Here is a 26,168-nt window from a genome sequence, read left to right as displayed (position 1 = left end):
CGATGAGAGTATTCCCAGAACAATTAGTGCAAAACCTAGAACGTGGCTTACGTCAATGCTACCTTTTATTTGGTAACGAGCCACTCCTAAAACAAGAATGCCTTGATCTCATTCGTCAGAGTAGCCACAAACAGGGTTTTGAAGAAAAGCATCAATTCGTATTAGATAAGCAACTTGACTGGAACTTAATATTTGATTGTACTCAAGCATTAAGCTTATTTTCGTCTCGACAAGTCTTAGAATTAACCATTCCGGATACAGGATTAACGACGGCACATACCAGTAAAATAAAAGAACTTGTCCCTGCATTGCATGACGATATTTTATTGGTATTTCAAGGACCAAGAGTCAATAAAGCTCAAGAAAACAGCCAATGGTTTAAAGCATTATTGCAACTTGGTTTATTTGTCCCATGCAATACGCCAGACAACCAACAGCTTCCTCGCTTTATTCAACAACGTTGTAAAAAGTTAAAATTAAAACCAGATGCAGAAGCGATACAAATGCTAGCTCAATGGCACGAAGGTAATTTACTTGCCTTAGCCCAAAGTTTAGATAAATTAGCGCTTTTATATCCTGATGGGTTACTTACTTTAATCCGTATTGAAGAAGCACTAAATAGAAATAATCATTTCACTCCTTTTCAATTGATTGATACCTTATTATCAGGCCAAGCAAAGCGAGCACAACGAATTCTTCGCCAATTAGAGAGCGAAGGTACTGAAATGGTCATTCTTTTAAGAACGCTACAAAAAGAGCTATTTTTACTACAAAACTTTCAACAAGCCATCACTCAAGGTGAGGCTATGTTTACGGTTTTTGATCGCCACAAAGTATGGCAGAATCGCCGTTCTTTATACCAATCAGCATTACAACGCTTATCAATGGTACAAATTCAGCACTTAATCCGCTCTCTAGCAAGAATGGAAATAGCGACCAAAACAGACTTCGACACTAATTGTTGGCCACAACTTAGTCAGTTGACGTTAGATATGTGCAATATTCACATTTCAGTGACACCCAACTAATCTCATTCATTGAGTTTCACTGGTATACTCCTTTATAAATAACCCATTTCTAGGTGATTACTTTGCAAGATAAAGAACTGCATGATTTTCTATTCAACAGCATCGATGATATGAAAGCCGAAAACATGATTACACTTGATGTTCGTGACAAATCAAGCATCACGGATTTTATGATCGTATGTACGGGTACATCAAAGCGTCATGTAAGCTCAATTGCTTCTAATATTACAGATAAAGCAAGAGAAGCAGGGCTAATCCCTTATGGTGTTGATGGTGAAGCGGAAGGTGAATGGGTTGTTGTTGATATGGGTGATGTAATGATTCATATCTTACAACAAGAACATCGTGAGCTATACCAACTAGAAAAATTATGGAGCTAATCGTTTGAAACTTCAATTAATTGCTGTTGGTACAAAAATGCCAAAATGGGTTGAAGAAGGTTATAAAGAATATAGCCGTCGCTTCCCAAAAGATATGCCTCTTGAACTTATCGAGATCACCGCAGGTAAGCGTGGGAAAAATGCCGATATCGCACGAATTCTTCAAAAAGAAGGAGAAGCCATGCTTGCTGCGGTCCCAAAAGGTAACCGTATTGTCACTCTAGATATTCCAGGAAAACGTTGGGATACAGAACAACTCGCAGAACAATTAGAATCATGGAAATTGGATGCTCGTGATGTATCTATACTGATTGGTGGCCCAGAAGGATTATCTCCAGCATGTAAAGCAGCTGCAGAACAAAGTTGGTCTCTATCACCTTTAACGCTTCCTCACCCTCTTGTTCGTGTTGTTATGGCTGAAAGTTTATACCGAGCATGGAGCATTACAGCCAATCATCCTTACCACAGAGAATAAGAGTTGATTAAGCGCAAACGCACACAAATTCGTGATTATCACGCCGAAACGAGGTTATTTGCTTCCCGCGCAATAGTCTCGTTTGCGGGGATCATTGCGCTTATTGGTCTTCTATTGACCAATTTGTACAATATTCAAATAAATGAATTTCAAGATTATAAAACACGCTCAAACGATAACCGAATCAAGGTTGTCCCTATCGCACCGAATCGAGGTCTTATTTTTGACCGAAATCACGTTCCTTTAGCGGAAAACCGCCCTGTTTTTAATTTAGAAATATCACCAGATAAAGTAAAAGACTTACCTCTATTATTAAGTAAACTCCAAGATATCTTACCTATCACGCAAGATAGCATTGATGATTTTCAAAAAGAACGTCGTCGTACTCGTCGCTTTAAATCTGTCCCTATTCTGTCGCAACTTACTCAAGAACAAGTCGCTGTTTTTGCAGTTAACCAACATAAATTCACAGGTGTTGAAGTTAAAGCTTACCTAAAGCGTTTTTATCCTTACGGAAAAACCTTTACGCATGTTCTTGGCTATGTAGCGAAAATTAATGACCGAGATCTTGCGCGTTTAGCTCGTGAAGAAAAAGATGCAAATTATCAAGCAACACGAGATATAGGTAAACTAGGAATTGAACGTTATTACGAAGATATGCTTCACGGAACCGCAGGCTATCAAGAAGTAGAAGTCAATAGTCGTGGTCGTGTAGTCCGAACACTTAAGTATGTACCGCCAATTCCAGGTAAAGACATCGTATTAAATCTTGATATCGAATTACAGCAATTTGTTGAAAAACAACTTGATGGTCGACGTGGTGCAGCCATTGTCTTAGAACCAAATACAAGCGCTGTATTAGCAATGGTTTCTAGCCCAAGTTACGATCCAAATCTATTTGTGCATGGTATTTCAAGTAAAAATTATAACGCGTTATTAAATGACCCTGACCGTCCACTCGTTAACCGTGCAACCTTAGGAATTTATCCACCAGCATCAACGGTAAAGCCCTTTATTGCAGTTTCTGCACTAGAAGAGAAAATAGTCACGTCGTCCACTACTCGTAATGATCCTGGCTATTGGCGTATTCCTAATTCAAAAACCCGACCATTCCGTGATTGGAAACGTTGGGGCCATGGCACTGTTAATTTAAAACAAGCCATCGAAGAGTCTGTTGATACTTTCTTCTACCAAATCTCTTTTGATATGGGGATTGATCGCTTATCAACATGGATGATGAAATTCGGCTTCGGTGATTATACCGGTATTGATATCCATGAAGAAAGTAAAGCTAATATGCCAACCCGAGATTGGAAGGTCGCTCGTTTCCGTACCCCTTGGTATCAAGGCGATACAATACCCGTAGGTATTGGGCAAGGTTATTGGACAGCAACACCCATGCAAATAGCGAAAGCGACATCAGTATTAGTTAACCGAGGCAAAGTACAAGCGCCTCACCTACTAAAAGCAATTATTGATGATAACGCTGAAATACCTTTTGAACCGGAACCATATCCACCAATTACAGGGATTAAAGATAGCTATTGGCAATTAGCGATAGATGGCATGATTTTAGTGAACAATGGACCAAAAGGCACCGCAAGACGTATTTTTGCAGGTACTCCTTATGTGAGTGCTGGTAAATCAGGATCATCTCAAGTTTTCGGCTTAAACGGCCAAGAATATAACGCAGATGAGATTGCAGAACGTTTACGTGATCACGCTTTATTTACTGGCTTTGCTCCAGCAAAAGATCCAAAAGTCATTATTTCATTAGTTCTTGAAAATGCAGGTGGTGGTTCAACTCAAGGTGGACCTGTTGCACGTAGTGTATTTGACCATGTACTGCTCCCGAATCTAGAAGAGGTAACTAAACAATAATGAGAGTAGATATCGCATCAGGAAAGAATAGAGATTTTTTCCACCGTATCCATATCGATTTACCACTACTATTAGGTATCTTGTTATTAATGGCTTGCGCTCTTGTCATTATGTACAGTGCCAGTGGTCAGAGTTTATTGATGATGGATAAACAAGCGATGCGTATGCTTCTTTCATTAGGTGTTATGTTTGTATTAGCCCAAATATCTCCTAGAGCATATGAAGGTGCTGCTCCTTACTTATTTACTATTGGTATCGCTTTATTATTAGGAGTTCTCTTTTTTGGAGAAGCATCTAAAGGCGCTCAACGATGGCTTAATCTTGGTTTTGTTCGTTTTCAACCGTCCGAATTAATAAAACTTGCTGTACCTTTAATGGTGGCTCGATATATTGGTAATAAATCGTTACCACCGAGCATTAAAACTCTATTTTTCGCCCTGTTAATGGTATTTGTTCCAACCATTATGATTGCTAAGCAGCCAGACCTTGGTACCTCAATATTGATTGCCGCTTCTGGTGTTTTTGTGATTTTCTTAGCGGGTATCAGTTGGAAAATACTATGTGCAGCTGCTATCGCTGTTGGTGGATTCATCCCTATTTTATGGTTTTTCTTAATGCGCCCCTATCAAAAAGTAAGGGTACAAACATTATTTAATCCCGAATCAGATCCACTTGGTGCTGGGTACCATATTATCCAATCAAAAATCGCAATTGGCTCTGGAGGTCTGCTTGGTAAAGGGTGGTTACACGGTACACAATCTCAATTAGAGTTTATTCCTGAGCGTCATACTGATTTTATATTTGCTGTTATTGCCGAAGAATGGGGATTAATTGGAGTAATTACACTTCTATCGATTTACTTATTTATCATTGGGCGTGGTTTATTTTTAGCAAGCCAAGCACAAACGGCTTTTGGCCGAATGATGTCAGGCAGCATTGTATTAAGTTTCTTTGTTTATATTTTCGTAAATATGGGAATGGTAAGTGGTATTCTTCCTGTTGTTGGCGTCCCGCTGCCATTAGTCAGTTATGGTGGTACATCTATGGTTACATTGATGGCTGGTTTTGGGATCCTAATGTCGATACATACACACAGAAAAGTTCACTCAAAGGCTAATTAATGCGCATTTTTTCACTCGCACTTACTCTTGTATTAGTAGGCTGTGCTTCCGAGCCACCTGTAAATAAAGACGAACCTAATGCAGGTCGCTATCAAATAGACAGTGATATTGCACCTCATGTACCCATTTCTGTTGAGCATGTTGAAGATGCTCACCCTCGTTATGAGCCAAAAAGCTTATACGGCAATAAAGATTACACCTTATTAGGTAATGACTATCCTATCGTTAAAGAACCTAAAGGCTTTACTCAAGAAGGAAAAAGCTCTTGGTATGGCACAAAATTCCATGGGCATAAAACATCAAATGGTGAAGTGTATGACATGTACTCAATGAGTGCGGCACACAAAACACTCCCTATTCCAAGTTACGTAAAGGTAATCAACAAAGACAATGGTAAAACTGCGATTGTTCGTGTTAATGACCGTGGGCCTTTCCATGAAGGTCGAATTATTGATTTAAGTTTTGCAGCAGCAACAAAACTGGATGTAATAAAAACAGGCACCGCTAACGTAAAGATTGAATATATTGCTGTTGATAAACCTAAAAATGCCCATGAATGGCATGCAATAGACCCAAACCAGTATTACATTCAAATGGTTGCATTAAAAAGTGACGATGGGGCAAAAAAGGCAGCAGAAAAACTACAAAAGCAATTCAATAGCCCGACAAGCATTGTCAAATCAACCTCTGTTTATCGAGTACGTTTGGGGCCATTTTTAGATCGTGATGTCGCAGACGCTACGCTATTAGAAGTAAAGAATAATAGCTACATCTCAGCATTTATAATTCAAGAACTTAAAAAGTAACCCTCTTGAATGTCAACGTTAAGTAAATATTGTAACTGGATATCAGGCTAAATTTAGAAAGGCAGCATTAATTGAACTAGTTCAAATTAGCATTGTCTTTATATAACAATAAGATATCCTTTAAGTAAAAAGTACTCCTATGAATTCTTATTAGCTTTCTTTTCGTAGAAAATCAGTTATTTAATTACACATCTGGTCATGATATTCAAATCTGCTATTATGTATTCAGTTTTCACTACCTCACAGTGCAAAGTTATTATTATGAAAAATTCAGCAAAACAGTTAAAGCGAATCATTTTATCGAGCTTAATTCTTGGCTCAACCGTTGCCGTTGCAGCACCAGCCGTTATCCCTAATGCACCTCAAATTGCCGCAAAGGGTTACGTATTAATGGATTATCATTCAGGCAAAGTTCTTGCGGAAGAGAACATGAATGAGCGAATGAATCCAGCAAGTTTAACTAAGATGATGACAAGTTATGTTATCGGTCAAGAAATTGAGAGTGGTAATATCTCAATGGATGACGATGTTGTTATCAGTAAAAATGCATGGGCAAAAAATTTCCCAGGCTCTTCAAAAATGTTTATTGAAGTTGGCAGTACGATTAAAGTACGCGACCTAAACCAAGGCATTATTGTGCAATCTGGTAACGATGCTTGCGTTGCGATGGCTGAACATGTCGCAGGTTCAGAAGATGCATTTGTTGACTTGATGAATGCTTGGGGCAAAACATTAAACCTAGAAAACACACATTTTGGTAATGTTCATGGCTTAGACAGTGATGACTTATATTCAACACCGTATGACATGGCATTAATTGGTCAAGCGTTGATCCGTGACGTACCAGAAGAATATAGAGTTTATTCACAAAAATCATACACATACAATGGCATCACACAATATAACCGTAATGGTTTATTGTGGGATAAAAGCATGAATGTTGATGGCATCAAAACAGGTCACACTGATGGTGCTGGTTATAACCTAGTTAGTTCAGCGACTGAAGGCAAAATGCGCCTTGTTGCAGTTGTAATGGGTACAAAATCAGGCAATGCTCGTAAAGCTGAGAGTAAGAAACTTCTAAACTACGGTTTCCGCTTCTTTGAAACAGTATCTCCACACAAAGCAAACGAAACATTCGTTACTGAGAAAGTATGGATGGGTAGCTCTGATGAAGTTGCACTAGGCGTAGCAGAAGACACTTATGTAACCTTACCTCGTGGCCAAGCGAAAAAAATGACGGCAAGCTTTGTGTTAGAAAAAACACTAGAAGCGCCTATTTCTAAAGGTGATGTAGTAGGTAAGCTTTTCTATCAAGTTGATGGTGAAGACATTGCCGAGTATCCATTACTTGCTCTAAATAATGTAGAAGAAGGTGGGATCTTTAGCCGCCTTATCGATTACATCGTATTAATGTTTAAAGGTTGGTTAAGCTAATAAATAGCTAAGCAATCAATAGATTATAGGCGGCTTCGGTCGCCTTTTTTGTACTTAAAATACCTTGGTATTCGCTCTATAATTTATAACTCTTGTTATCTGACTTAGGTCACAGTAAAATTCTCCCCTACTATTTATCCACTCTCGATTGGAGACGGTTATGCAAGAGCAACCAAAACTAAAAGATCTTCTAGAATTCCCATGTAAATTTACTTATAAAGTCGTTGGCCTTGCTCATGAACAGCTGCCTGAAATGGTACTTGAAGTAATCCAACGTCACGCTCCTGGCGATTACACTCCAATTGTAAAACCAAGCGGAAAAGGTACTTATCATTCTGTATCTATTGGTATTACAGCAACCTCGATTGAGCAAGTTGAAATTTTATACAAAGAATTAGCGGATATCGAAATCGTTCGTATGGTTCTTTAATATCACCTCTAAGATAAGTAGATAAACACCTACTTACTTAAGCTGATGTAATATATTTGGTAGGTGATATTCCGCTAATTTAGCAATAAATATTGCCTACCATTTTTAACTTTTGATATACCCCTACATTTCTTATCTATTCCTTCCTTTCTATCCTTGCTATCATTGGTCTAAATTTACAAATCAAGTGTGACCCTATTGAACAAGCGTCTAGTAGTTAAAAACCTTGGCCGACAAGATTATGAGCCGGTGTGGGAAGCAATGCATACTTTTACTGATGAGCGCGATGAAAATACGTGTGATGAAGTTTGGTTAGTTGAGCATAATCCTGTATTTACACAAGGGCAGGCAGGTAAAGAAGAGCACGTTCTTGCTGCTGGTAATATTCCTGTTGTCAAAAGTGATCGAGGCGGGCAAGTGACCTACCACGGTCCTGGTCAACTAGTCGCTTACGTATTGATCAATTTACGCCGTAAACATATTGGCGTACGTGAACTCGTCACCCATATTGAAAATACGGTAATTCATACTTTGGGTCAATTTGGCATTATCTCAACTGCTCGACCTGATGCTCCGGGCGTGTATGTCGATAATAAAAAAATATGCTCGCTTGGTCTTCGCATTCGTAAAGGCTGCTCCTTTCATGGATTGGCACTGAATGTAAATATGGATCTATCTCCTTTTCTTCGTATTAACCCTTGTGGCTATGCAGGAATGGAAATGATACAGCTTCACGATTTACTAAAAGAAAACGATACAATAGAGAATAAAGCAGAACACGTCGAAGATGTTCACTCTCTTTTGATTAAAGAATTAACAACATTACTTGATTACACTGATATTGAGTACATAACGGAAAGCAGCCATCATGAGTAAGCCAATTCAAATGGAAAAAGGCGTGAAATACCGCGATGCCGATAAAATGGCACTAATTCCAGTTAAAAATATGCCAACCGAGAAAAAAGAAGTATTACGCAAGCCTGAATGGATGAAAATTAAACTTCCATCAAGCAGTAAACGTATTGATGAAATCAAATCAGCAATGCGTAAAAATAACCTTCACTCTGTGTGTGAAGAAGCTTCTTGCCCTAACCTCGCAGAATGTTTTAACCACGGTACCGCTACCTTTATGATCTTAGGTGCTATTTGTACGCGTCGTTGTCCTTTCTGTGATGTTGCTCATGGTCGCCCTGTGACTCCTGAAGCGGAAGAGCCAAAGAAATTGGCAAAAACGATTCAAGATATGAAACTGAAATATGTGGTAATCACTTCAGTAGACCGTGATGATTTACGTGATGGTGGTGCACAGCATTTTTCTGATTGTAACCGTGAAATTCGTGAATTAAACCCTGAGATCCGTATTGAAACACTAGTACCTGATTTCCGTGGTCGTATGGATCGCGCATTAGACGCAATGCATGGCAACCCACCAGATGTATTTAACCACAACTTAGAAACTGCACCGCGTTTATATCGTAAAGTGCGACCTGGTGCCAATTACCAATGGTCACTTGATCTATTGAAGAAATTCAAAGAACAACATCCAACAGTACCAACAAAGTCTGGTGTTATGATGGGGCTAGGTGAGACAAAAGAAGAGATTGTTCAAGTACTAAAAGACTTGCGAGATCATGGTGTAACGATGTTAACGCTAGGTCAATACTTAGCACCAAGTCGCCACCACTTACCTGTTGAACGTTACGTTCCACCAGCAGAGTTTGATGAACTAAAAGAGATCGCACTTGAGCTTGGATTTACTCATGCCGCTTGTGGACCATTTGTTCGTTCTTCTTACCATGCCGATCTTCAAGCGAAAGGCGAAGAAGTTAAATAGTTCAGAGTTCAGAGTTCAGAGTTCAGAGTTCAGAAATGAAAAAAGGTTGACGTTTTGGCGTCAACCTTTTTATTTATTTGCTAGAAGCTAATGAAAGAGTGATTAACTACGGATTAGATAATCTGCTTTACCTACCCATTTATAACTTGTTAACTCTTCTAAGCCCATTGGACCACGAGCATGAAGCTTTTGAGTAGACACAGCGACTTCTGCGCCTAAACCAAACTGAGCGCCATCAGTAAAGCGAGTTGATGCATTCACATAGACAGCGGCAGAACCTGCTGTATTAATGAACTTCTCTGCCGATTCAATATTATTTGTTAAGATCGTATCAGAGTGGCTCGCGTTATGTTTTTGCATATGAGCAGCGGCTTCGTTGACATCGGCAACGACTTTTACTCCTAATGTGTAACTTAGCCATTCAGTGTCAAAATCGCCCTCTTGAGCTTCACGTAACGATACGCCTTTAAACTCTTTTAATAGTGCGTAAGCTTTAGGCTCAGCAACTAATTCAACACGGCCGGCCATGTTATCCGCAAGTAATGCTAAGAATTGTGGAGCGACGGCTTCATGAACCAATAACGTATCTAATGCATTACATGCTGATGGACGTTGTGCTTTTGAGTTATCTACAACCGCTAATGCTCTTTCTAAATCAGCACTGTCATCAACAAACGCATGGCTAATACCAAAACCACCAATGATCACTGGAATTGAGCTGTTTTCTTTACACATCTTGTGAAGACCAGCACCACCACGCGGAATGATCATATCTACATAATCATCTAAACGCAGTAATTCAGAAACTAATTCGCGATCTGGTTTTTCTATGTACTGTACTGACGCTGCTGGTAAATCGGCTTTTTCAAGAGCAACTTGAATAACCTTAACTAACTCCATGTTAGAAAAGAACGTTTCTTTACCGCCACGTAGAATACTTGCATTACCAGTTTTCAAGCATAACGAAGCAATATCTATCGTCACGTTTGGACGGGCTTCGTAAATCACACCAATAACACCAATAGGTACACGACGTCGAGAAAGAGACATGCCGTTTTCAAGCATTTTACTGTCAATTTCGCTACCAACAGGATCATTCAAGCCGATCACGTTACGAACATCGTTAGCAATACCAACTAAACGTTCTTCTGTTAGTAATAATCTGTCTTGCATTGCATCTGAAATGCCCGCGTCTACCGCTGCACTAATGTCTCTTGCATTAGCAGCCAGAATCGCCTCTTTATTGGCTTCAAGCTCGTCAGCAATAATAGCAAGCGCTCTGTTCTTTTGGGCTGTTGGAGCAACAGCCAAGTCAAATGCAGCTGCTTTTGCTGCCTGACCCATACTCGTTAAATTCACAATAAATATCCTTTACTAAATCAGTACTAAATCATCACGGTGGATAGCTACAGGTCCATACTCGTAACCTAATACTGCGTAAATATCCTGACTGTGTTTACCTAAAATCTTATTTAAATCATCGCTTGAATAGCGAGAAATACCGCGAGCAATAAGTTCACCTTGAGTATTTATAATCTTAGCAACGCCACCACGGACAAAAGAGCCCGAAACAGAGGTAATCCCTTTACTCAGTAGACTGCTGCCTTTTTTCTGTACTGCATTCACTGCACCGTCATCAATAACTATCGCGCCATTAGATGCAGGACCAGCAAGAATCCAACGCTTACGACTCTCTAATGCACATTCAACCGGTAAGAATTTTGTACCTTGTGGTTTAGAATGTACAACATCGCTAATGACATTCTCTGCGCTGCCTGCTGCAATAACTACTTCAATGCCTGCACGGCGTGCAATATCTGCAGCCTGTAATTTAGTTGCCATTCCGCCCGTACCTAACGTCGTACCACTACCACCTGCAATCTTACGTAGTGTTTCATCGATGGTATGAACTTCTTTAATCAATTCGGCTTTAGGATCTTTACGTGGGTCGGCTGTAAATAAACCCGCTTGGTCTGTTAACAACAGTAATTTATCAGCACCAGCAAGAATCCCCACTAAAGCAGATAGATTGTCATTATCGCCCACTTTAATTTCATTCGTTGCTACTGCATCATTTTCATTAACAATAGGAACAATGCCATTTTTTAATAACGCTTGCAGCATATCACGAGCATTTAGATAACGTTCGCGATCATCTAAATCCGCTCGAGTTAACAGCATTTGTCCAACATTAACGCCATAAATAGCAAATAGACTCTGCCAAGCTTGAATTAAACAACTTTGACCAACAGCAGCTAATAGCTGTTTGTTGGCCATGGTTTTGGGCAGTTCGGGGTAGTTAAGGTGCTCACGACCGGCAGCAATTGCACCAGATGTAACAACAATAATTTGATGGCCTAACTTTTTCAGATGGACACATTGGCGAACCAATTCAACCATGTGTGCTCTGTCTAGTTTCAATGTGCCACCAGTGAGTACACTTGTACCAAGTTTAACGACTATGGTTTGAGATTGTGTATTCAATTCCCTACTACCTATTTAACTAATAATGTTTTAAGTTACGAAACTATATTCATCGTAACAATAATGGAAAAAACACTCTATTTTTAGCAAGCAAATCAGAACAGTACAAGCCAAAAATACGATTTAATGATATTTCACTTTAATGAGAGAGATAAATAGGCAGATTATTGCTTCATTTCTTCTTTTATCCACTCAATCATCTGGTTTAATGCTTCTTCATAGCCACTATGCAAAGTTTTACTTTTCAGCTCAACGCCTTTTCCGTACTGACTAAATAAAGCGGCTAATTTATTATCTGACTTAGGAGATACGGGATCTCCCTGTAAGCCAATCGAAAGAACCGATACTGATGTTTTTCTCCCACCAGAAAGAAAACCTTGATTCTTCAAAGACCATGCCTGCATTTGACTAGTTAAGCTATTTATATCAACAACTTGCTTTCCTAACCGAGAAGCCAGTACATCTAAATACATTTTTGGCATCTTCCTCAATTGCGCCGAGTTCGATAAAACATGATGAATTGGAGCACCAAGAGCCACGCACGCTTTTAATCTATCTGGCTCTAAAAAAGAGAGCCTTAATGCTACGTTACCACCAAATCGAAATCCCATCACTGCTGCATGAAAACGATCAACCCACGGAATATTAGGTAAATGATTCAATACCGCCTGATGTAAACAACTCGAATCCTCACTCAAAGGCCAATAAGAACTATGACCAACCGATGGCATATCAAGTGTTAACATTGCGATATTATTAGGAGCAAGAAAATCACGATATAAACGCCACATATCTGTTTGTAATGAATCCAAACCACCACTGACAATAACGACTGGTAATGGTTTTTCTGTACTTGGTAAATGCAAATAACAAGTGATTTTTTTACCTTTATAAGGTACTTGGATCTTCTCTATACGATGGGAACTTTGCTTTGCAGCCATATCATAAGCTTGATTTGCCAATACCTGAGATTGTGTCGCTAAGTTATCGCCTTTTATGTGTGGATAGCCTGCGATGCTAAAATACAAACTAGCTTTAAAACACGCTTCTGCCGCTGCATCACCTTGCAATTCAGACGCATTCTTCTGATGCTTCATTCCTGCATGAATCCACTCATAAGCCCAATTACCAGCGTGATAACCACTCACGGTATCCAACCATTCATCACGAGTTCTATTTTTATCACTACTTGCGATACGAGAAAGAATAGATTCCAGTTCTATTGGAGCGACACCCTGCCAAATCCACTGCGGGCGGCGAAGTTCACGATACCAACTTCTCTCCCCACTCGCAGAGACTTGCTCTAGACTACTTGGAAGATAAGGAATGAGACCTGACGTCTCTAAGGCTTGCTTCTGATTTTTAAATAAAGTTACGGAGAGATTTTCACTTTCAGGTTGAGACATAGCAAACACCAATAATACAAAGGTTGATTACCTTTACTATATACTGAAAGGCTTAATAGAAACACGCTATTCATAATAAAATCAAATACCAAGATAAAAAAAATGACCCTACAAGAGAGTCATTTTTATCAATTTAATTTTGATTACTTTTTACAAATAGGATCTACGTATGTTACCGCCATATCCCATGGTTGCTCAATCCACGTATCTTGTGGGATATCGACAACATAAGCATCAACTAAATGAATACCTGCAGGTTTAGCACATACTGTTACTAATTTGCCTTTAGGGTACATTTTACGTAACTCAACAGCAGTATCACCGCTATCAACAAGGTCATCTATAATAATAAAACCTTCGCCGTCACCTTCCATTGCTTTAACAACAGTCATATCACGCTGATGATCATGATCGTAGCTTGAGATACAAACAGTATCAACGTAACGAATATTCAATTCACGAGCCAAGATAGCAGCAGGTACTAAACCGCCACGGCTTACCGCCAAAATACCTTTCCATTGTTCCGCAGGAAGTAACTGTTCAGCAAGCTGACGAGTGTACATCTGCATATTATCCCAAGTAATTACAAATTTATTAGCCATAAGTGACAAAACCTCTAAGTGACACAGCCATCAGCGACTATGCCGTAAAAATAAATTTCAGCGTGAATAGTGCAGCAAGAACCCAAACACTGATATGAACATCACGACCTTTACCACTTAGCAGCTTAATTGCAGCATAAGAGATAAAGCCCAAAGAAATACCATCAGCAATAGAGAAGGTTAAAGGCATAAGCAAGCATACCACAACAACAGGGGCTGCTTCAGTAAGATCTCGCCAATCTATGCTCACAAGACCAGACATCATTAAAATAGCAACATAGAACAGAGCACCAGCCGTTGCGTAAGCCGGAACCATTCCTGCTAAAGGAGCAAAAAATAAAGCCAAAAGAAATAAAATACCAACAACAACCGCGGTTAAACCAGTACGGCCACCCGCAGCTACACCAGCAACACTTTCAATATATGATGTTGTATTTGATGTACCTAATAAGGCACCAACAGATGTCGCCGTTGAATCAGCAAGCAAAGCTTTATTTAAACGAGGGATATTACCATCTTTATCCATAATTCCTGCTTTTTGAGATACTCCGACTAACGTGCCTGCAGTATCAAATAAATCAACGAATAAAAAAGCAAAAACAACGCTTAACATACCAATATCAAAAGCACCTGAAAAATCGAGTTGTAAAAATGTAGGAGCAAGACTTGGTGGCATAGACATAATGCCGGCATATTGAACTTCACCAAAAAGCAGAGCAAGTGTCGTTACCGCTAAAATAGCGATCATAACAGCCGCTTTATAGCCACGATGAACTAAAGCAATAGTTAGAAATAAGGCTAACGCCCCCATTGCAGCAGGGAAACTATTAATATGCCCAATAGACAATAAAGTGGCCGGATTATCGACAACAATACCTGAATTTTTTAAAGCAATGAAAGCCAGAAACAAACCAATACCAGCGGAAATGCCGGTACGTAAAGACAATGGGATTGAATTTATGATTAATTCTCTAATTTTACACAAACTTAAAAGTATAAATAAAACGCCAGACATAAATACAGCGGCTAATGCGACTTGCCATGTATGCCCCATACCTAATACTACGGTATAAGTAAAAAAAGCATTAAGCCCCATTCCTGGTGCTTGAGCTATTGGGAAGTTAGCTACAAATCCCATAATAAAACAACCAATTGCAGCAGCAATACAAGTTGCAACAAACACTGCTCCTTTATCCATTCCCGCATCAGCCAAGATTGCTGGGTTAACGAAAATAACATAAGCCATCGTTAAAAAGGTGGTTAAACCAGCAATAACTTCAGTACGAAAATCAGTACCATTTTCTTTTAGTTGAAATAGTTTCTCAAGCATTTGAGCAATCCCTAGAGTATTTTCCTGCAATCTAAACGTTTGCGTAATCGATTGGCTGAGGATTATAAAGAGGAATTATACGAATTTCTAGCGATAGTTACCCATTTAATACGCTTATAATAAATAAAGTGAATGCACTAATTACAAAAAACAAATATTTAATAATTAAATCAATAATATAAAAGGGGAAAGAGATGAGATTGAATAGGAAGAAAATAATTTAAAGGCAAAAAAAACGCCACCCAAATTATTTGGATGGCGGAGAATATAAGTCACCCTAGTTGGGTAAAATAGAATTCCAATTATAGGGGTATAACTTTACGCATAAAACCGAGGTTTTATTAGTAACCAAAGCAAGCTGGGTAAACAAATTGACTTGTGTAAACAGAGCGTTGGTTCCAGAAACTTGAAGAACTTAAAAAAGACATAACATCACCTTATCAATTGACAGTTAAAAACAATAAAATTGATCTCGGTTCCTTGGAGGCGATAAATCGGACTCATCCTTTGAGCATTTACATTCTGCTGTTCAGCAGATGAGATAACTATAGCATCATGAAAATTAATTACAAGAAAAACATGACCCAGCTCACATAAAATTACGAATAAGCCCAATTAATATACCAAAAGTGTAATTTTATTACGTAACCGTTTGCTATTTAAAAAATAAAGATATACCCGATATACTTTCGCAAAACTTGATAATGTATTTACGATATCAAACAGAGTAATTGGCTAAATTCAGGGGTATACTGAGTTAAATTAATAATCAATTGCTCACGTTAATAGAGCATTTCTAAAATAAGTATGGTTTTTAAAAGGAGATCCTTGTGTCTGAGATCACTCAACTTAGCCCTCAACCATTGTGGCAGTTTTTCGACAAAATTTGTTCTATCCCTCACCCTTCTAAATATGAAGAAGCGTTAGCTCAATATATTATTGAGTGGGCAACAAATGAAGGGTTAGAGGTTCGTCGTGATCCTACTGGCAATGTATTTATTAAAAAGCCAGCAACCGTTGGTATGGAAGATCGTAAAGGGGTTGTTCTTCAAGCTCACATCGATATGGTTCCACAAAAAAATGAAGACACAGATCACGACTTCACAAAAGATCCTATTCAGCCTTATATTGATGGCGAATGGGTAACAGCTAAAGGAACCACTCTTGGTGCTGACAACGGCATGGGTATGGCTTCTTGTCTTGCTGTGTTAGCTTCAACTGAGATCAAACATGGCCCTCTTGAAGTGTTACTTACTATCGATGAAGAAGCAGGCATGACTGGTGCTTTCGGTTTAGAAGCGGGTTGGTTAGAAGGTGATATCCTTTTAAATACCGATTCTGAACAAGAAGGTGAGATCTATATGGGTTGTGCAGGTGGCGCTGACGGTTCAATCAAACTTGATATTGAACGTGAAGCTTTACCTACTGGCTACATTACTCGTCAAATAACCCTAAAAGGTTTAAAAGGCGGTCACTCTGGTTGTGACATTCATACTGGTCGTGGTAATGCAAATAAACTATTAGGTCGCTTCCTAGCGGGTCATTCTATTGAGTTAGGTCTACGCCTTGCTGAATTCCGTGGTGGTAGTTTACGTAATGCGATTCCTCGAGAAGCCTTTGCTACTGTTGCCGTTCCTGCTGAAAATGAAGCCAAACTGGCAGAACTATTTACTTTCTATACAAACTTATTGAAAGATGAATTAGGCCGAGTAGAAACGGATATTCTTAGTATTAATGAAGCTACATCAGCTGAAAATGTACTAACATCAGAAACCCAAGCGCGCTTTATTGCCACTCTTAATGCATGTCCAAACGGTGTTATCCGTATGAGCGATGACATTGATGGCGTGGTAGAAACCTCTTTAAACGTTGGTGTTATTACGACAGATGAAGATTCTATTACTATTCTTTGTCTTATCCGTTCACTAATGGACTCGGGTCGTAGTATGGTTGAAGGTATGCTTGCTTCTGTTGCTGAATTAGCAGGCGCACAAGTCACTTTCTCTGGTACTTACCCTGGTTGGAAGCCTGATGCTGACTCTGAAATCATGCATGTTTTCCGTGATGTTTATGAAGGTATCTACGGAAATAAACCAAACATCATGGTTATTCACGCAGGTCTTGAATGTGGTCTATTTAAAGAACCTTATCCAGAAATGGACATGATCTCATTTGGTCCAACAATCAAGTTCCCTCATTCTCCGGATGAGAAAGTAAAGATTGATACTGTTGCTCTGTACTGGGAACAAATGGTCGCCATTTTAGAGAACATCCCTAAGAAATAGTTAATTACCTTTAATTAAATAAACAAACGGTCAGCGCACGCTGGCCGTTTTTATTTGTATTAATAATTAGAAGTAAACTTTAGGGTTAGTTGCACCCCAAATAACATATAACTCTGGCATACTACGGCTGCTGAATGCTTCCATCTCTTTCGTTTCAATCGTCTCTTCATTTTGAGAACCAAAAAGAACCACTTCATCACCCGGTTGAACATCCGTAATATCTGTGACATCAACCATTGTTGTATTCATTGATGTAACACCAACAACATTCGCCTTTTGACCATTAATTAATACATAGCCATTATTACCAATAGAACGAACATAGCCATCAGAATAACCTAATGGTAGATTGGCTAGAATTGAATCACGGCCTAACACGTAGGTGCTGCTGTAACCAATCGTGCTGCCTTTTGGTAGGTAATTTAAAGAAGCTACTGATGTCTTAAAGCCTACGATACGTTTGTATTCTGGGTTGCTTGGCATATCACCATAAAGTAGACCACCAGGACGAACCATATCTAAATGGGCTTCTGGTAGGTTAATCGTGGTGTAAGAATTCGCGACATGAAGAGTGATATTTTCACGATTTAGTTGAGCTTCATCGATCAACCATTGGCTTTCTTGCTTAAATAAATCCAGCTTTATACGGATCTCATCAACTGATTCATTCGGAAAATGCGTCATAATACCAACAATATTAATATGACCATTAAAGGCAATATTTAACGCCTCTTTTTTCCCTTGAGGTTGAGATAAATCAAGACCATTACGTCCCATGCCACCCGCATTAATAGCTAAGTGAACTGGAATTATTGTGTGATTTTTTTTCGCTAATTTGGCAATCGTATTTGCTTGTTCGCTTGAACCAATCAGTTCTTCAATTTGATAGGTTAGACCTGATTCTATTTCATTTGGAGTCGCAGCACGAACACGCATAATTTCGCCTTCAAAGCCTTTGGCTCGAATGATACGCGCTTCTTCGTTACTTGTGATACCAATGCATTCTACGCCGCGATCAATCACAGAAGCCATTAAGCCTTCTATGCCATTACCGTAGGCATCTGCTTTCATGATTGCACATATCTTAGTGCCTTCAGATAACGTTTGTTTTAGTGTCGTGATATTATTTTTAAATGCTTTAGTATCAATTTCTAACCATGCATTAGTTTGTTGAATTTTCTCTTGATTTGTCAAAGTATCTAAAGAAAGTAGCGGCGCAGACATCGCTACTGTTGGAAAAACTAAACTTAACGCTAATGCACATTTTGTAAACTTCATAAACAACCGTTTCTATCTAATAATTATCTTATAAATTTTGAAACAGGATTATATAGTGCTTACTTTCTAACCTCCAGGTAAAACACTTTATATTACATACACTTAAATTATAGCTAACGATAGGAAACAAAGTAAAAACGAGCGACTTACACTTGAGTCTTACATTAAACACATAAGTATCATTAACATTACATTACGTTCAATAAACCATCGTCAAATTAAACTTAATTGCTGAGAAACCTCTTTATCTTTTAGCATCACACTTACTCCTATTAACCTAATTTCTCGCCCTTTTTTCCTTTCTAAAACCTCAACAAGCAATTCCTCGAAAAAAGGTAAAGTAAGGTGATGATGTACGTGTTCTATTGTCGTTTGTTGAAAATCTGCAAATTTAATCTTTATACCCTGCTTGGCTATATCTAGTGTTCCATTTGCTTTTAAAACTCGTTTTTCTAATTCAGGATACAGTCGAGCTTGAATCACTGACCAGCATTCTTCAAACGAACTAATATTATGAGTAAAGGTTCTTTCTACTCCTACTGACCTTCTATTTCTCTCTGTAATCACTTCACGTTCGTCAATGCCATGAGAGCGCTTCCATAAAGAAGCCCCCATTTTTCCAAACCTCAACAACAGATCTCGTTGGTCACTATTTTGAACATCATTGCACGTATACAGTCCACATTGATGTAAACGCTCTAAACTCACTTTTCCAACACCAGGAATTTTTTCTAAAGGTAATTTATTAATTTCATCCATTACCGTATCAGGTGTGATCACATATTGGCCATTTGGCTTATTCAGATCTGAGGCTATTTTTGCTAAAAATTTAAGCGGGGCGATTCCCGCTGACGCAGTTAAAGCCAACTCATTAAAAATATCTTTACGGATCTGCTCTGCAATAAGAGTCGCTGAACCATGAAGATGTAAGCAGTCACTAACATCTAAATAAGCTTCGTCTAATGAGAGAGGTTCGATTTTATCGGTATAACGTCGGAAAATACGGTGAATATGGTGGGATACCTCTTTGTATACCTGCATCCTACCCGGGACAACAACGAGATTTGGACACAATTTTAGCGCTTTCCCTGTCGGCATTGCTGAATGAATACCAAACTTTCTTGCGGCGTAATTACAAGTACTCAGAACCCCACGTTGTCTCTCATGCCCCCCAACAGCTAAAGGGACATTACGCAATGCTGGGTTATCTCGCATTTCTACAGCTGCGTAAAAACAATCCATATCAACATGAATTATCTTTTGCACCCGTGGTTTCTCTTGTAATGGTAAGCTTTTGCTTTCAGCGCTCATATCCACAAACTGTATAAATACACAGTTAAATAATAGCGTTGAACTATTTAATATACAAACTATTAATCATTAAATAAAAAAACAGCACCTATAATAGGTGCTGTTTTCTTTTATTTAATGATGATTATGCGATGCGATCTTTTTCCCAAGCGGCTAATTTCTCAGCTCTAATTGCTTCTTTCGCTTCACGTTTTTTACGCGCATCACACGGTTCTGGGCAGTTACATACCTTATCAATACCAACTGCACCAAGACCGCCACAACTCCCCTTAACGACTTTACGTTGCACAATATAGCCAATAGCCATTGCGCCAATTACCGCTAAGAAAACACCAAATGTAATTAGAAAAGTACTCATTATCTACTCACTTATTTCAAAAAAGGCTTAAAGGCTTCAGAAGCTATCTCTTTAAAGCCATCTTTTGTTTTCACTATCATGAAAACAGGAATATTGTTTTTGTTGGCAATTTCCATGCCCTTCTCTTCACCTAACACCATTAGGCCTGTTGCTAAGCCATCAGCGGTCATTGAAGATTTATCAAGTACTGTAACTGAGACAACTTTATTAGCAATTGGTTTACCTGTAATTGGGTTAATGATATGAGAATAACGAACACCCTCTTTTTCAAAATAAATACGGTAATCACCAGATGTAGCTACAGCATGATGCCCAGGTTCAATAATCTCTTGAATAGAGCGCTCATCAACCGTTGGTTTTTCAATTGCGATACGCCAAGCAACATTCTCTTTATTGCTGCCTTTAACTCGCATTTCACCACCGACTTCAACCATGTAGTCCGTAATACCTAATCCTTCTAGATAATTAGCTACAACATCAACACCCCAGCCTTTTGCTATTGTTGATAAATCAACATAAAGGTTAGGAATATCTTTTGTAACAGTTGTTTCTGTCGCACTTAAATGTTGAATACCGACAATAGCACGGCGAGCATTCAATTCATCTTCAGTAGGAACAACTTCAGGGCGAGCTTCTGGACCAAAACCCCACAAATTAACTAATGGACCAACCGTAATATCTAATGCACCTTCCGTCATTTGGTTTAAACGAATCGCTTCGTTGATTACTGTTGCAGTATCTTTAGAAACAGTAAACGGGGTTAAATCTGTACTTTTATTAAATAGGCTTAATTCAGAATCTTGGCGATATGTCGACATTTGATCATTAACAAGTTCGAGTTTTCTATCCACCTCTGCATGGATTTCTTCTGTTGTAGGTAAACCTTCTTTATTAATGAATTTAATATTGTAGCTAGTCCCCATTGTCGGACCATTTATATATATTTGCTCACGTTGATCGCCACAACCTGAAAGCAAAACTAACGCTAAACAAGATAATAAAACAATTTTAGTTTTATTCACTAAATGAGTAACACTGACAATCACTGCCAACTCCTTAATTAAAATACATTAAAATAACGCAAACAATACACAGGAATATAGATTTACAAAACCTATAACCCTGTACTTTGTCAGGTTAAATATAGCTCATTAATACGAAAAAAGGCTGACTCAGTAATGAGTCAGCCAATATTTCTTACCTCAATGGATTAACCACCGAAGTCATCTAGTAAGATGTTTTCATCTTCAACACCAAGATCTTTAAGCATGCCAATTACAGCTGCGTTCATCATTGGTGGACCACACATGTAGTACTCACAATCTTCAGGTGCTTCATGATCACGTAAGTAGTTTTCATAAAGAACGTTGTGAATGAAGCCTGTGTAACCATCCCAGTTATCTTCTGGCATTGGGTCAGACAGAGCGCAATGCCATACGAAGTTTTCATTGTTAGCAGCTAGGCCGTCAAAGTCTTCAACGTAGAACATTTCACGCTTAGAACGAGCACCATACCAGTAAGACATTTTACGCGTTGATTTAAGACGTAAAAGTTGGTCAAAGATATGAGAACGCATTGGCGCCATACCAGCACCACCACCGATGAATACCATTTCATTATCAGTATCTTTAGCAAAGAATTCACCAAATGGACCAGAAATAGTACATTTGTCGCCTTCTTTTAAAGACCAGATATAAGATGACATAACACCAGGAGCTACATCTGGATTATTTGGCGGCGGAGTCGCAATACGTACGTTAAGCTTGATAATGCCTTTCTCTTCTGGGTATGAAGCCATAGAGTAAGCACGGATCGAATGTTCTTTAACGATTGACTCGTAACGGAACAAGTTGAACTTATCCCAATCACCACGATATTCGTCAGGAACATCAAAGTCTGCGTATTTAATGTGATGTGGTTCAGCTTCAATTTGAATGTAACCACCAGCACGGAATGGAACTTCTTCGCCATCAGGGATAGCAAGAACCAATTCTTTGATAAAAGTGGCTTCGTTGTCATTCGACGTAACGGTACATTCCCACTTTTTAACACCAAAGATTTCTTCAGGAAGTTCTATTTCCATGTCAGTTTTCATTGCAACTTGACATGCTAGACGCTCACCTTCGCGAGCCTCACCTTTAGAGATGTGATCAAGCTCTGTAGGTAGAATATCACCACCACCAGATTTCACTTTCACACGACACTGACCACAAGAGCCACCGCCACCACATGCAGATGATACAAAGATACCGGCACTACCAAGTGCACTAAGTAACTTGCTGCCTGGCTGTGTAACGATCGCTTTTTCTGGATCGCCGTTTACAGAGATAGTAATGTCACCTGATGGTACTAGTTTAGATTTAGCGAATAAGATCACTAATACTAAAGCCAGTACAATAATGGTAAACATCGCTACACCAAGAATAATGCTTTGCATTTGTTATTCCTTATTATTGGGTGCTTACCCTACAGTTGAACACCAGAGAAAGACATAAAGCCTAACGCCATCAAACCTACTGTAATGAAAGTAATACCTAGACCACGAAGACCAGGAGGTACGTCTGAATATTTCATTTTCTCACGAATACCAGCAAGCGCTACGATAGCCAACATCCAACCAACACCAGAACCGAAACCGTATACTACCGATTCAGCAAAGTTATAGTCACGTTGAACCATGAAAGATACACCACCGAAAATAGCACAGTTAACTGTGATTAACGGAAGGAAGATACCTAACGCATTGTACAAAGGTGGGAAGAAACGGTCTAAGATCATTTCTAAAATTTGTACAAGTGCCGCGATAACACCAATAAAGGTAATGAAGCTAAGGAATGTTAAATCAACACCAGCAACAATCGCATTTTCTTTCAATAGGTAAGTGTAAACAAGGTTGTTCACAGGTACCGCAATTGTTAGAACAACAACTACAGCAACACCCAGACCAAACGATGTTTTTACTTTCTTAGACACGGCTAAGAAAGTACACATACCTAGGAAGAATGAAAGCGCCATGTTTTCGATGAAGATCGATTTAACAAGTAAACTAATATAATGTTCCATTTCGACCTTACTCCTTCGCTTCTACTTGTGCAGGTTTAATGATACGGATAGCCCAAATCATGAAACCAATTAAGAAGAATGCAGATGGCGCTAGAAGCATCATACCATTTGGTTGGTACCAACCACCGTTAGAAACAAGTGGAAGAACTTCAACACCAAACAGTTTACCTGAGCCTAAAAGCTCACGGAAAAATGCAACTGTCATCAATACAAAACCGTAACCAAGACCGTTACCAATACCATCAATAAAAGATGGAAGTGGAGCAGACTTCATTGCGAACGCTTCAGCACGACCCATTACAATACAGTTTGTAATGATCAAGCTAACGAATACTGAAAGCTGTTTAGAAATATCATATAGATATGCTTTCAATACTTGGTCAACAACGATTACCAAAGAAGCAATGATCGCCATCTGTACGATGATACGAACGCTGTTTGGCATGTGGTTACGAATTAGCGAAACGAATAAGTTAGATAAAGCAGTAACAAACATTACCGCTAAAGTCATAACAAAAGCCGTTTCAAGTTTAGTAGTTACAGCTAGAGCTGAACATACACCAAGAACTTGAAGCGCGATTGGGTTGTTATCCAACACCGGCGCTAAAATGCTCTTTTTAATTTCTTTAGCATTAGCCATTAGTTCAGTTCTCCATTACGAACTTTAGTAAGGAATGGACCGAAGCCATCATTACCTAACCAGAAGTCAAATGTGTGTTGAACACCATTAGCAGTTAGCGTTGCACCAGAAAGACCATCTACGCCGTGCTCAGAACCAGCTGGAGCACCGCCTTTAACAATCTTAATTGCAGGGTTATGATCTGCATCAAACAGTTTCTTACCTGCAAATTGTGCACGCCACGTTGGGTTCTCAACTTCACCACCAAGTCCCGGAGTTTCCGCTTGATCGTAATAAGTGATACCCGCAACAGTGTTACCGTCAGTTTCAACAGCAACAAATGCATACATCATTGACCATAAGCCAGTACCATGAACAGGAATGATAACCTTAGATACTGTATCACCGCTTTTAACTAGGTAAACAACACCTAAGTTAGCACGACGAATGATCTTCGCTTTATCTTGTTCAGCAGTTAGCTTGATAGATTGTTTTGGATCTTTTGCTGCTTTACGTTGATCGTAAGTAGCAGCACTATCACCAGTAAGGCTTTTTTCAACGAATTCACCCGTTGTAAAATCAACAAGACGAGGTTCAATATTCGCGGCAAATAGCTCAGGAATAGTTCCTGTACCAGTCACACCAGCAACTTCAACAATTTTACTTTGCTTATCTAGAACAGCATTTGCTTGTTGCTTAGGTTTAAGAACAACTGCAGCAGTTGATACGATGATTGAACATACTAGGCTCAAACCAACAACAACACCGAGAGTCTTTTTAATGCTATCGTTATTACTTGCCATAGCGTTTTAGTCTCCGTTTCACGTTACCTTCAACTACAAGGTTATCAAACAGTGGAGCAAATAAGTTTGCAAACAGAATAGCTAACATCATACCTTCTGGGTATGCAGGGTTAACTACACGGATCATTACAGCCATCGCACCAATTAGAATACCGTACCACCACTTACCTTTACTGGTAAATGTTGCCGATACTGGGTCTGTCGCCATAAAGATCATACCAAACGCAAAACCACCAAGAACTAGGTGCCAATGCCAAGGCATGCTAAACATTGCGTTTGTATCAGAACCAATAAGATTAAACAGCGTTGACGCTGCAACCATACCGATCATAACACCCGCAATAATACGCCAAGATGCAATACGCATATAAACGATCATTAGGCCACCAAGGATCAGAGCAAGAGTCGAAACCTCACCAATTGAACCTGGGATATTACCAATGAATGCATCCATCCAAGAGATAGTGTTGCCAGTTACTGTATTAACTAGACCACCTTGACCGCCTTGTGCCCATTGGCTAAGTGCTGTTGCACCAGAGAAGCCATCAGCAGCAGTCCAAACCGCATCACCTGAAATTTGAGCTGGGTATGCAAAGAATAAGAATGCACGACCCGCAAGTGCTGGGTTAAGGAAGTTACGACCAGTACCGCCAAAGATCTCTTTAGCAACAACAACACCGAAGGTAATACCTAATGCTGCTTGCCATAAAGGAAGCGTTGGTGGAACGATCAATGCGAAAAGAATAGAAGTAACAAAGAAACCTTCGTTTACTTCATGCTTACGCACCATACAGAACAATACTTCCCAGAAACCACCAACAAGAAACACTGTTGCGTAGATAGGTAAGAAGTAAGTAGCACCCAGTAGCATGCTACTGCCCCAGCCTGCATCAGCACTTACCGTACCACCAAGCATTTCAGTCAACCAGTAATGCCAGTTGCCAGAAATTACACCTGCTAGTTCAGCGCCAGAATACATGTGCTCAAGAGCAACAATTGCTTGGTTACCTGCGTTGTACATCCCCCAGAACATTGCTGGGAATACTGCAAACCAAACCATGATCATGATACGTTTTAAATCAACGCTATCGCGAACATGTGAACCACCTTTAGTTACCGTACCAGGCGTATAAAAAAGTGTCGCTGTTGCTTCATATAAAGCAAACCACTTCTCATATTTACCGCCAGGTTCAAAATGATGTTCAACTTTTTCAAATAAATTTAAAAGGCTCATCAA

The 26,168-nt window shown here is 39.2% G+C and carries 25 protein-coding genes; 11 read left to right on the top strand and 14 right to left on the bottom strand.

What is annotated here, in order from left to right:
* Positions 1-2 precede the first annotated feature (2 nt).
* The 10 genes from holA (at position 3) to lipA (ending at position 9,392) form a co-directional block, all read left to right on the top strand.
* A complete protein-coding gene (holA, locus tag A6E06_RS11145; RefSeq protein ID WP_065592148.1) occupies positions 3-1,028 on the top strand; it encodes a DNA polymerase III subunit delta in 1,026 nt (341 codons plus the stop codon).
* Positions 1,029-1,090: 62 nt separating this feature from the next.
* Positions 1,091-1,408 (top strand): ribosome silencing factor, encoded by a 318-nt coding sequence (rsfS, locus tag A6E06_RS11140; RefSeq protein ID WP_065592147.1) that lies wholly within the window; start codon positions 1,091-1,093, stop codon positions 1,406-1,408.
* A 4-nt stretch (positions 1,409-1,412) separates the two neighbouring features.
* Positions 1,413-1,883, top strand: coding sequence for a 23S rRNA (pseudouridine(1915)-N(3))-methyltransferase RlmH (gene rlmH, locus A6E06_RS11135; RefSeq protein ID WP_016959674.1), 471 nt, complete (start codon positions 1,413-1,415; stop codon positions 1,881-1,883).
* A 6-nt stretch (positions 1,884-1,889) separates the two neighbouring features.
* Positions 1,890-3,764, top strand: coding sequence for a penicillin-binding protein 2 (gene mrdA / locus A6E06_RS11130; protein ID WP_176713287.1), 1,875 nt, complete (start codon positions 1,890-1,892; stop codon positions 3,762-3,764).
* A complete protein-coding gene (gene rodA, locus A6E06_RS11125) occupies positions 3,764-4,885 on the top strand; it encodes a rod shape-determining protein RodA (RefSeq protein WP_065592145.1) in 1,122 nt (373 codons plus the stop codon). Before mrdA ends, rodA begins: the two co-directional genes overlap by 1 nt.
* Positions 4,885-5,691, top strand: a complete 807-nt coding sequence (locus tag A6E06_RS11120; RefSeq protein WP_065592144.1) for a septal ring lytic transglycosylase RlpA family protein — start codon at positions 4,885-4,887, stop codon at positions 5,689-5,691. Before rodA ends, A6E06_RS11120 begins: the two co-directional genes overlap by 1 nt.
* Positions 5,692-5,952: 261 nt before the next feature.
* The gene (locus A6E06_RS11115) at positions 5,953-7,128 is read left to right on the top strand and encodes a serine hydrolase (RefSeq protein ID WP_065592143.1); all 1,176 of its coding nucleotides are present in this window, start codon (positions 5,953-5,955) and stop codon (positions 7,126-7,128) included.
* Positions 7,129-7,288: 160 nt separating this feature from the next.
* Positions 7,289-7,558, top strand: coding sequence for a DUF493 family protein YbeD (gene ybeD, locus A6E06_RS11110; RefSeq protein WP_065592142.1), 270 nt, complete (start codon positions 7,289-7,291; stop codon positions 7,556-7,558).
* Positions 7,559-7,756: 198 nt separating this feature from the next.
* A complete protein-coding gene (gene lipB, locus A6E06_RS11105) occupies positions 7,757-8,434 on the top strand; it encodes a lipoyl(octanoyl) transferase LipB (RefSeq protein WP_141676948.1) in 678 nt (225 codons plus the stop codon).
* Positions 8,427-9,392: a lipoyl synthase gene (lipA, locus tag A6E06_RS11100; RefSeq protein ID WP_065592140.1), complete on the top strand. Its 966-nt coding sequence runs from the start codon at positions 8,427-8,429 to the stop codon at positions 9,390-9,392. Before lipB ends, lipA begins: the two co-directional genes overlap by 8 nt.
* Before the next feature lie 102 nt (positions 9,393-9,494).
* Here the strand turns inward: lipA and A6E06_RS11095 are convergent, their stop codons facing one another.
* The 5 genes from A6E06_RS11095 to A6E06_RS11075 form a co-directional block, all read right to left on the bottom strand.
* Entirely contained in the window at positions 9,495-10,751 is a 1,257-nt protein-coding gene (locus tag A6E06_RS11095; RefSeq protein WP_065592139.1) for a glutamate-5-semialdehyde dehydrogenase, read from the bottom strand.
* 15 nt (positions 10,752-10,766) lie between these two features.
* The gene (gene proB / locus A6E06_RS11090) at positions 10,767-11,876 is read right to left on the bottom strand and encodes a glutamate 5-kinase (protein WP_083190317.1); all 1,110 of its coding nucleotides are present in this window, start codon (positions 11,874-11,876) and stop codon (positions 10,767-10,769) included.
* Positions 11,877-12,040: 164 nt separating this feature from the next.
* On the bottom strand, positions 12,041-13,282 hold the full coding sequence (gene frsA, locus A6E06_RS11085) for an esterase FrsA (protein WP_065592137.1): 1,242 nt from the start codon (positions 13,280-13,282) through the stop codon (positions 12,041-12,043).
* 143 nt (positions 13,283-13,425) lie between these two features.
* Entirely contained in the window at positions 13,426-13,884 is a 459-nt protein-coding gene (gpt, locus tag A6E06_RS11080) for a xanthine phosphoribosyltransferase (RefSeq protein WP_065592136.1), read from the bottom strand.
* Between the two features lie 37 nt (positions 13,885-13,921).
* The gene (locus A6E06_RS11075) at positions 13,922-15,214 is read right to left on the bottom strand and encodes an NCS2 family permease (RefSeq protein WP_065592135.1); all 1,293 of its coding nucleotides are present in this window, start codon (positions 15,212-15,214) and stop codon (positions 13,922-13,924) included.
* A gap of 830 nt (positions 15,215-16,044) precedes the next feature.
* Here A6E06_RS11075 and A6E06_RS11070 point away from each other — a divergent pair.
* Positions 16,045-17,499, top strand: a complete 1,455-nt coding sequence (locus A6E06_RS11070; protein WP_065592134.1) for an aminoacyl-histidine dipeptidase — start codon at positions 16,045-16,047, stop codon at positions 17,497-17,499.
* Positions 17,500-17,565: 66 nt separating this feature from the next.
* Here the strand turns inward: A6E06_RS11070 and alr are convergent, their stop codons facing one another.
* From alr to A6E06_RS11025, 9 genes are all read right to left on the bottom strand, one after another.
* On the bottom strand, positions 17,566-18,777 hold the full coding sequence (gene alr, locus A6E06_RS11065; protein ID WP_065592133.1) for an alanine racemase: 1,212 nt from the start codon (positions 18,775-18,777) through the stop codon (positions 17,566-17,568).
* 213 nt (positions 18,778-18,990) lie between these two features.
* Positions 18,991-20,088, bottom strand: coding sequence for a DNA polymerase IV (gene dinB / locus A6E06_RS11060; protein WP_065592132.1), 1,098 nt, complete (start codon positions 20,086-20,088; stop codon positions 18,991-18,993).
* Between the two features lie 124 nt (positions 20,089-20,212).
* Entirely contained in the window at positions 20,213-20,446 is a 234-nt protein-coding gene (gene nqrM, locus A6E06_RS11055; RefSeq protein ID WP_060993542.1) for a (Na+)-NQR maturation NqrM, read from the bottom strand.
* Positions 20,447-20,457: 11 nt separating this feature from the next.
* On the bottom strand, positions 20,458-21,492 hold the full coding sequence (locus A6E06_RS11050; protein ID WP_065592131.1) for an FAD:protein FMN transferase: 1,035 nt from the start codon (positions 21,490-21,492) through the stop codon (positions 20,458-20,460).
* Positions 21,493-21,656: 164 nt separating this feature from the next.
* Positions 21,657-22,883, bottom strand: coding sequence for an NADH:ubiquinone reductase (Na(+)-transporting) subunit F (nqrF, locus tag A6E06_RS11045; protein ID WP_065592130.1), 1,227 nt, complete (start codon positions 22,881-22,883; stop codon positions 21,657-21,659).
* 29 nt (positions 22,884-22,912) lie between these two features.
* A complete protein-coding gene (nqrE, locus tag A6E06_RS11040) occupies positions 22,913-23,509 on the bottom strand; it encodes an NADH:ubiquinone reductase (Na(+)-transporting) subunit E (protein WP_060993545.1) in 597 nt (198 codons plus the stop codon).
* Between the two features lie 7 nt (positions 23,510-23,516).
* Positions 23,517-24,149: an NADH:ubiquinone reductase (Na(+)-transporting) subunit D gene (locus tag A6E06_RS11035; RefSeq protein WP_065592129.1), complete on the bottom strand. Its 633-nt coding sequence runs from the start codon at positions 24,147-24,149 to the stop codon at positions 23,517-23,519.
* The gene (locus A6E06_RS11030) at positions 24,149-24,931 is read right to left on the bottom strand and encodes a Na(+)-translocating NADH-quinone reductase subunit C (RefSeq protein WP_065592128.1); all 783 of its coding nucleotides are present in this window, start codon (positions 24,929-24,931) and stop codon (positions 24,149-24,151) included. The genes A6E06_RS11035 and A6E06_RS11030 overlap by 1 nt, the downstream gene beginning before the upstream one ends.
* Positions 24,921-26,165, bottom strand: coding sequence for an NADH:ubiquinone reductase (Na(+)-transporting) subunit B (locus tag A6E06_RS11025; protein ID WP_065592127.1), 1,245 nt, complete (start codon positions 26,163-26,165; stop codon positions 24,921-24,923). The genes A6E06_RS11030 and A6E06_RS11025 overlap by 11 nt, the downstream gene beginning before the upstream one ends.
* Positions 26,166-26,168: the final 3 nt, after the last annotated feature.

The sequence above is a fragment of the Aliivibrio sp. 1S175 genome, assembly GCF_001690985.1.
In the GTDB taxonomy this organism is placed as follows: Bacteria; Pseudomonadota; Gammaproteobacteria; order Enterobacterales; family Vibrionaceae; genus Aliivibrio.
The sequence above is the reverse complement of the archived record's forward strand: the minus strand, read 5'-3'. Positions and strand labels throughout refer to the sequence as shown.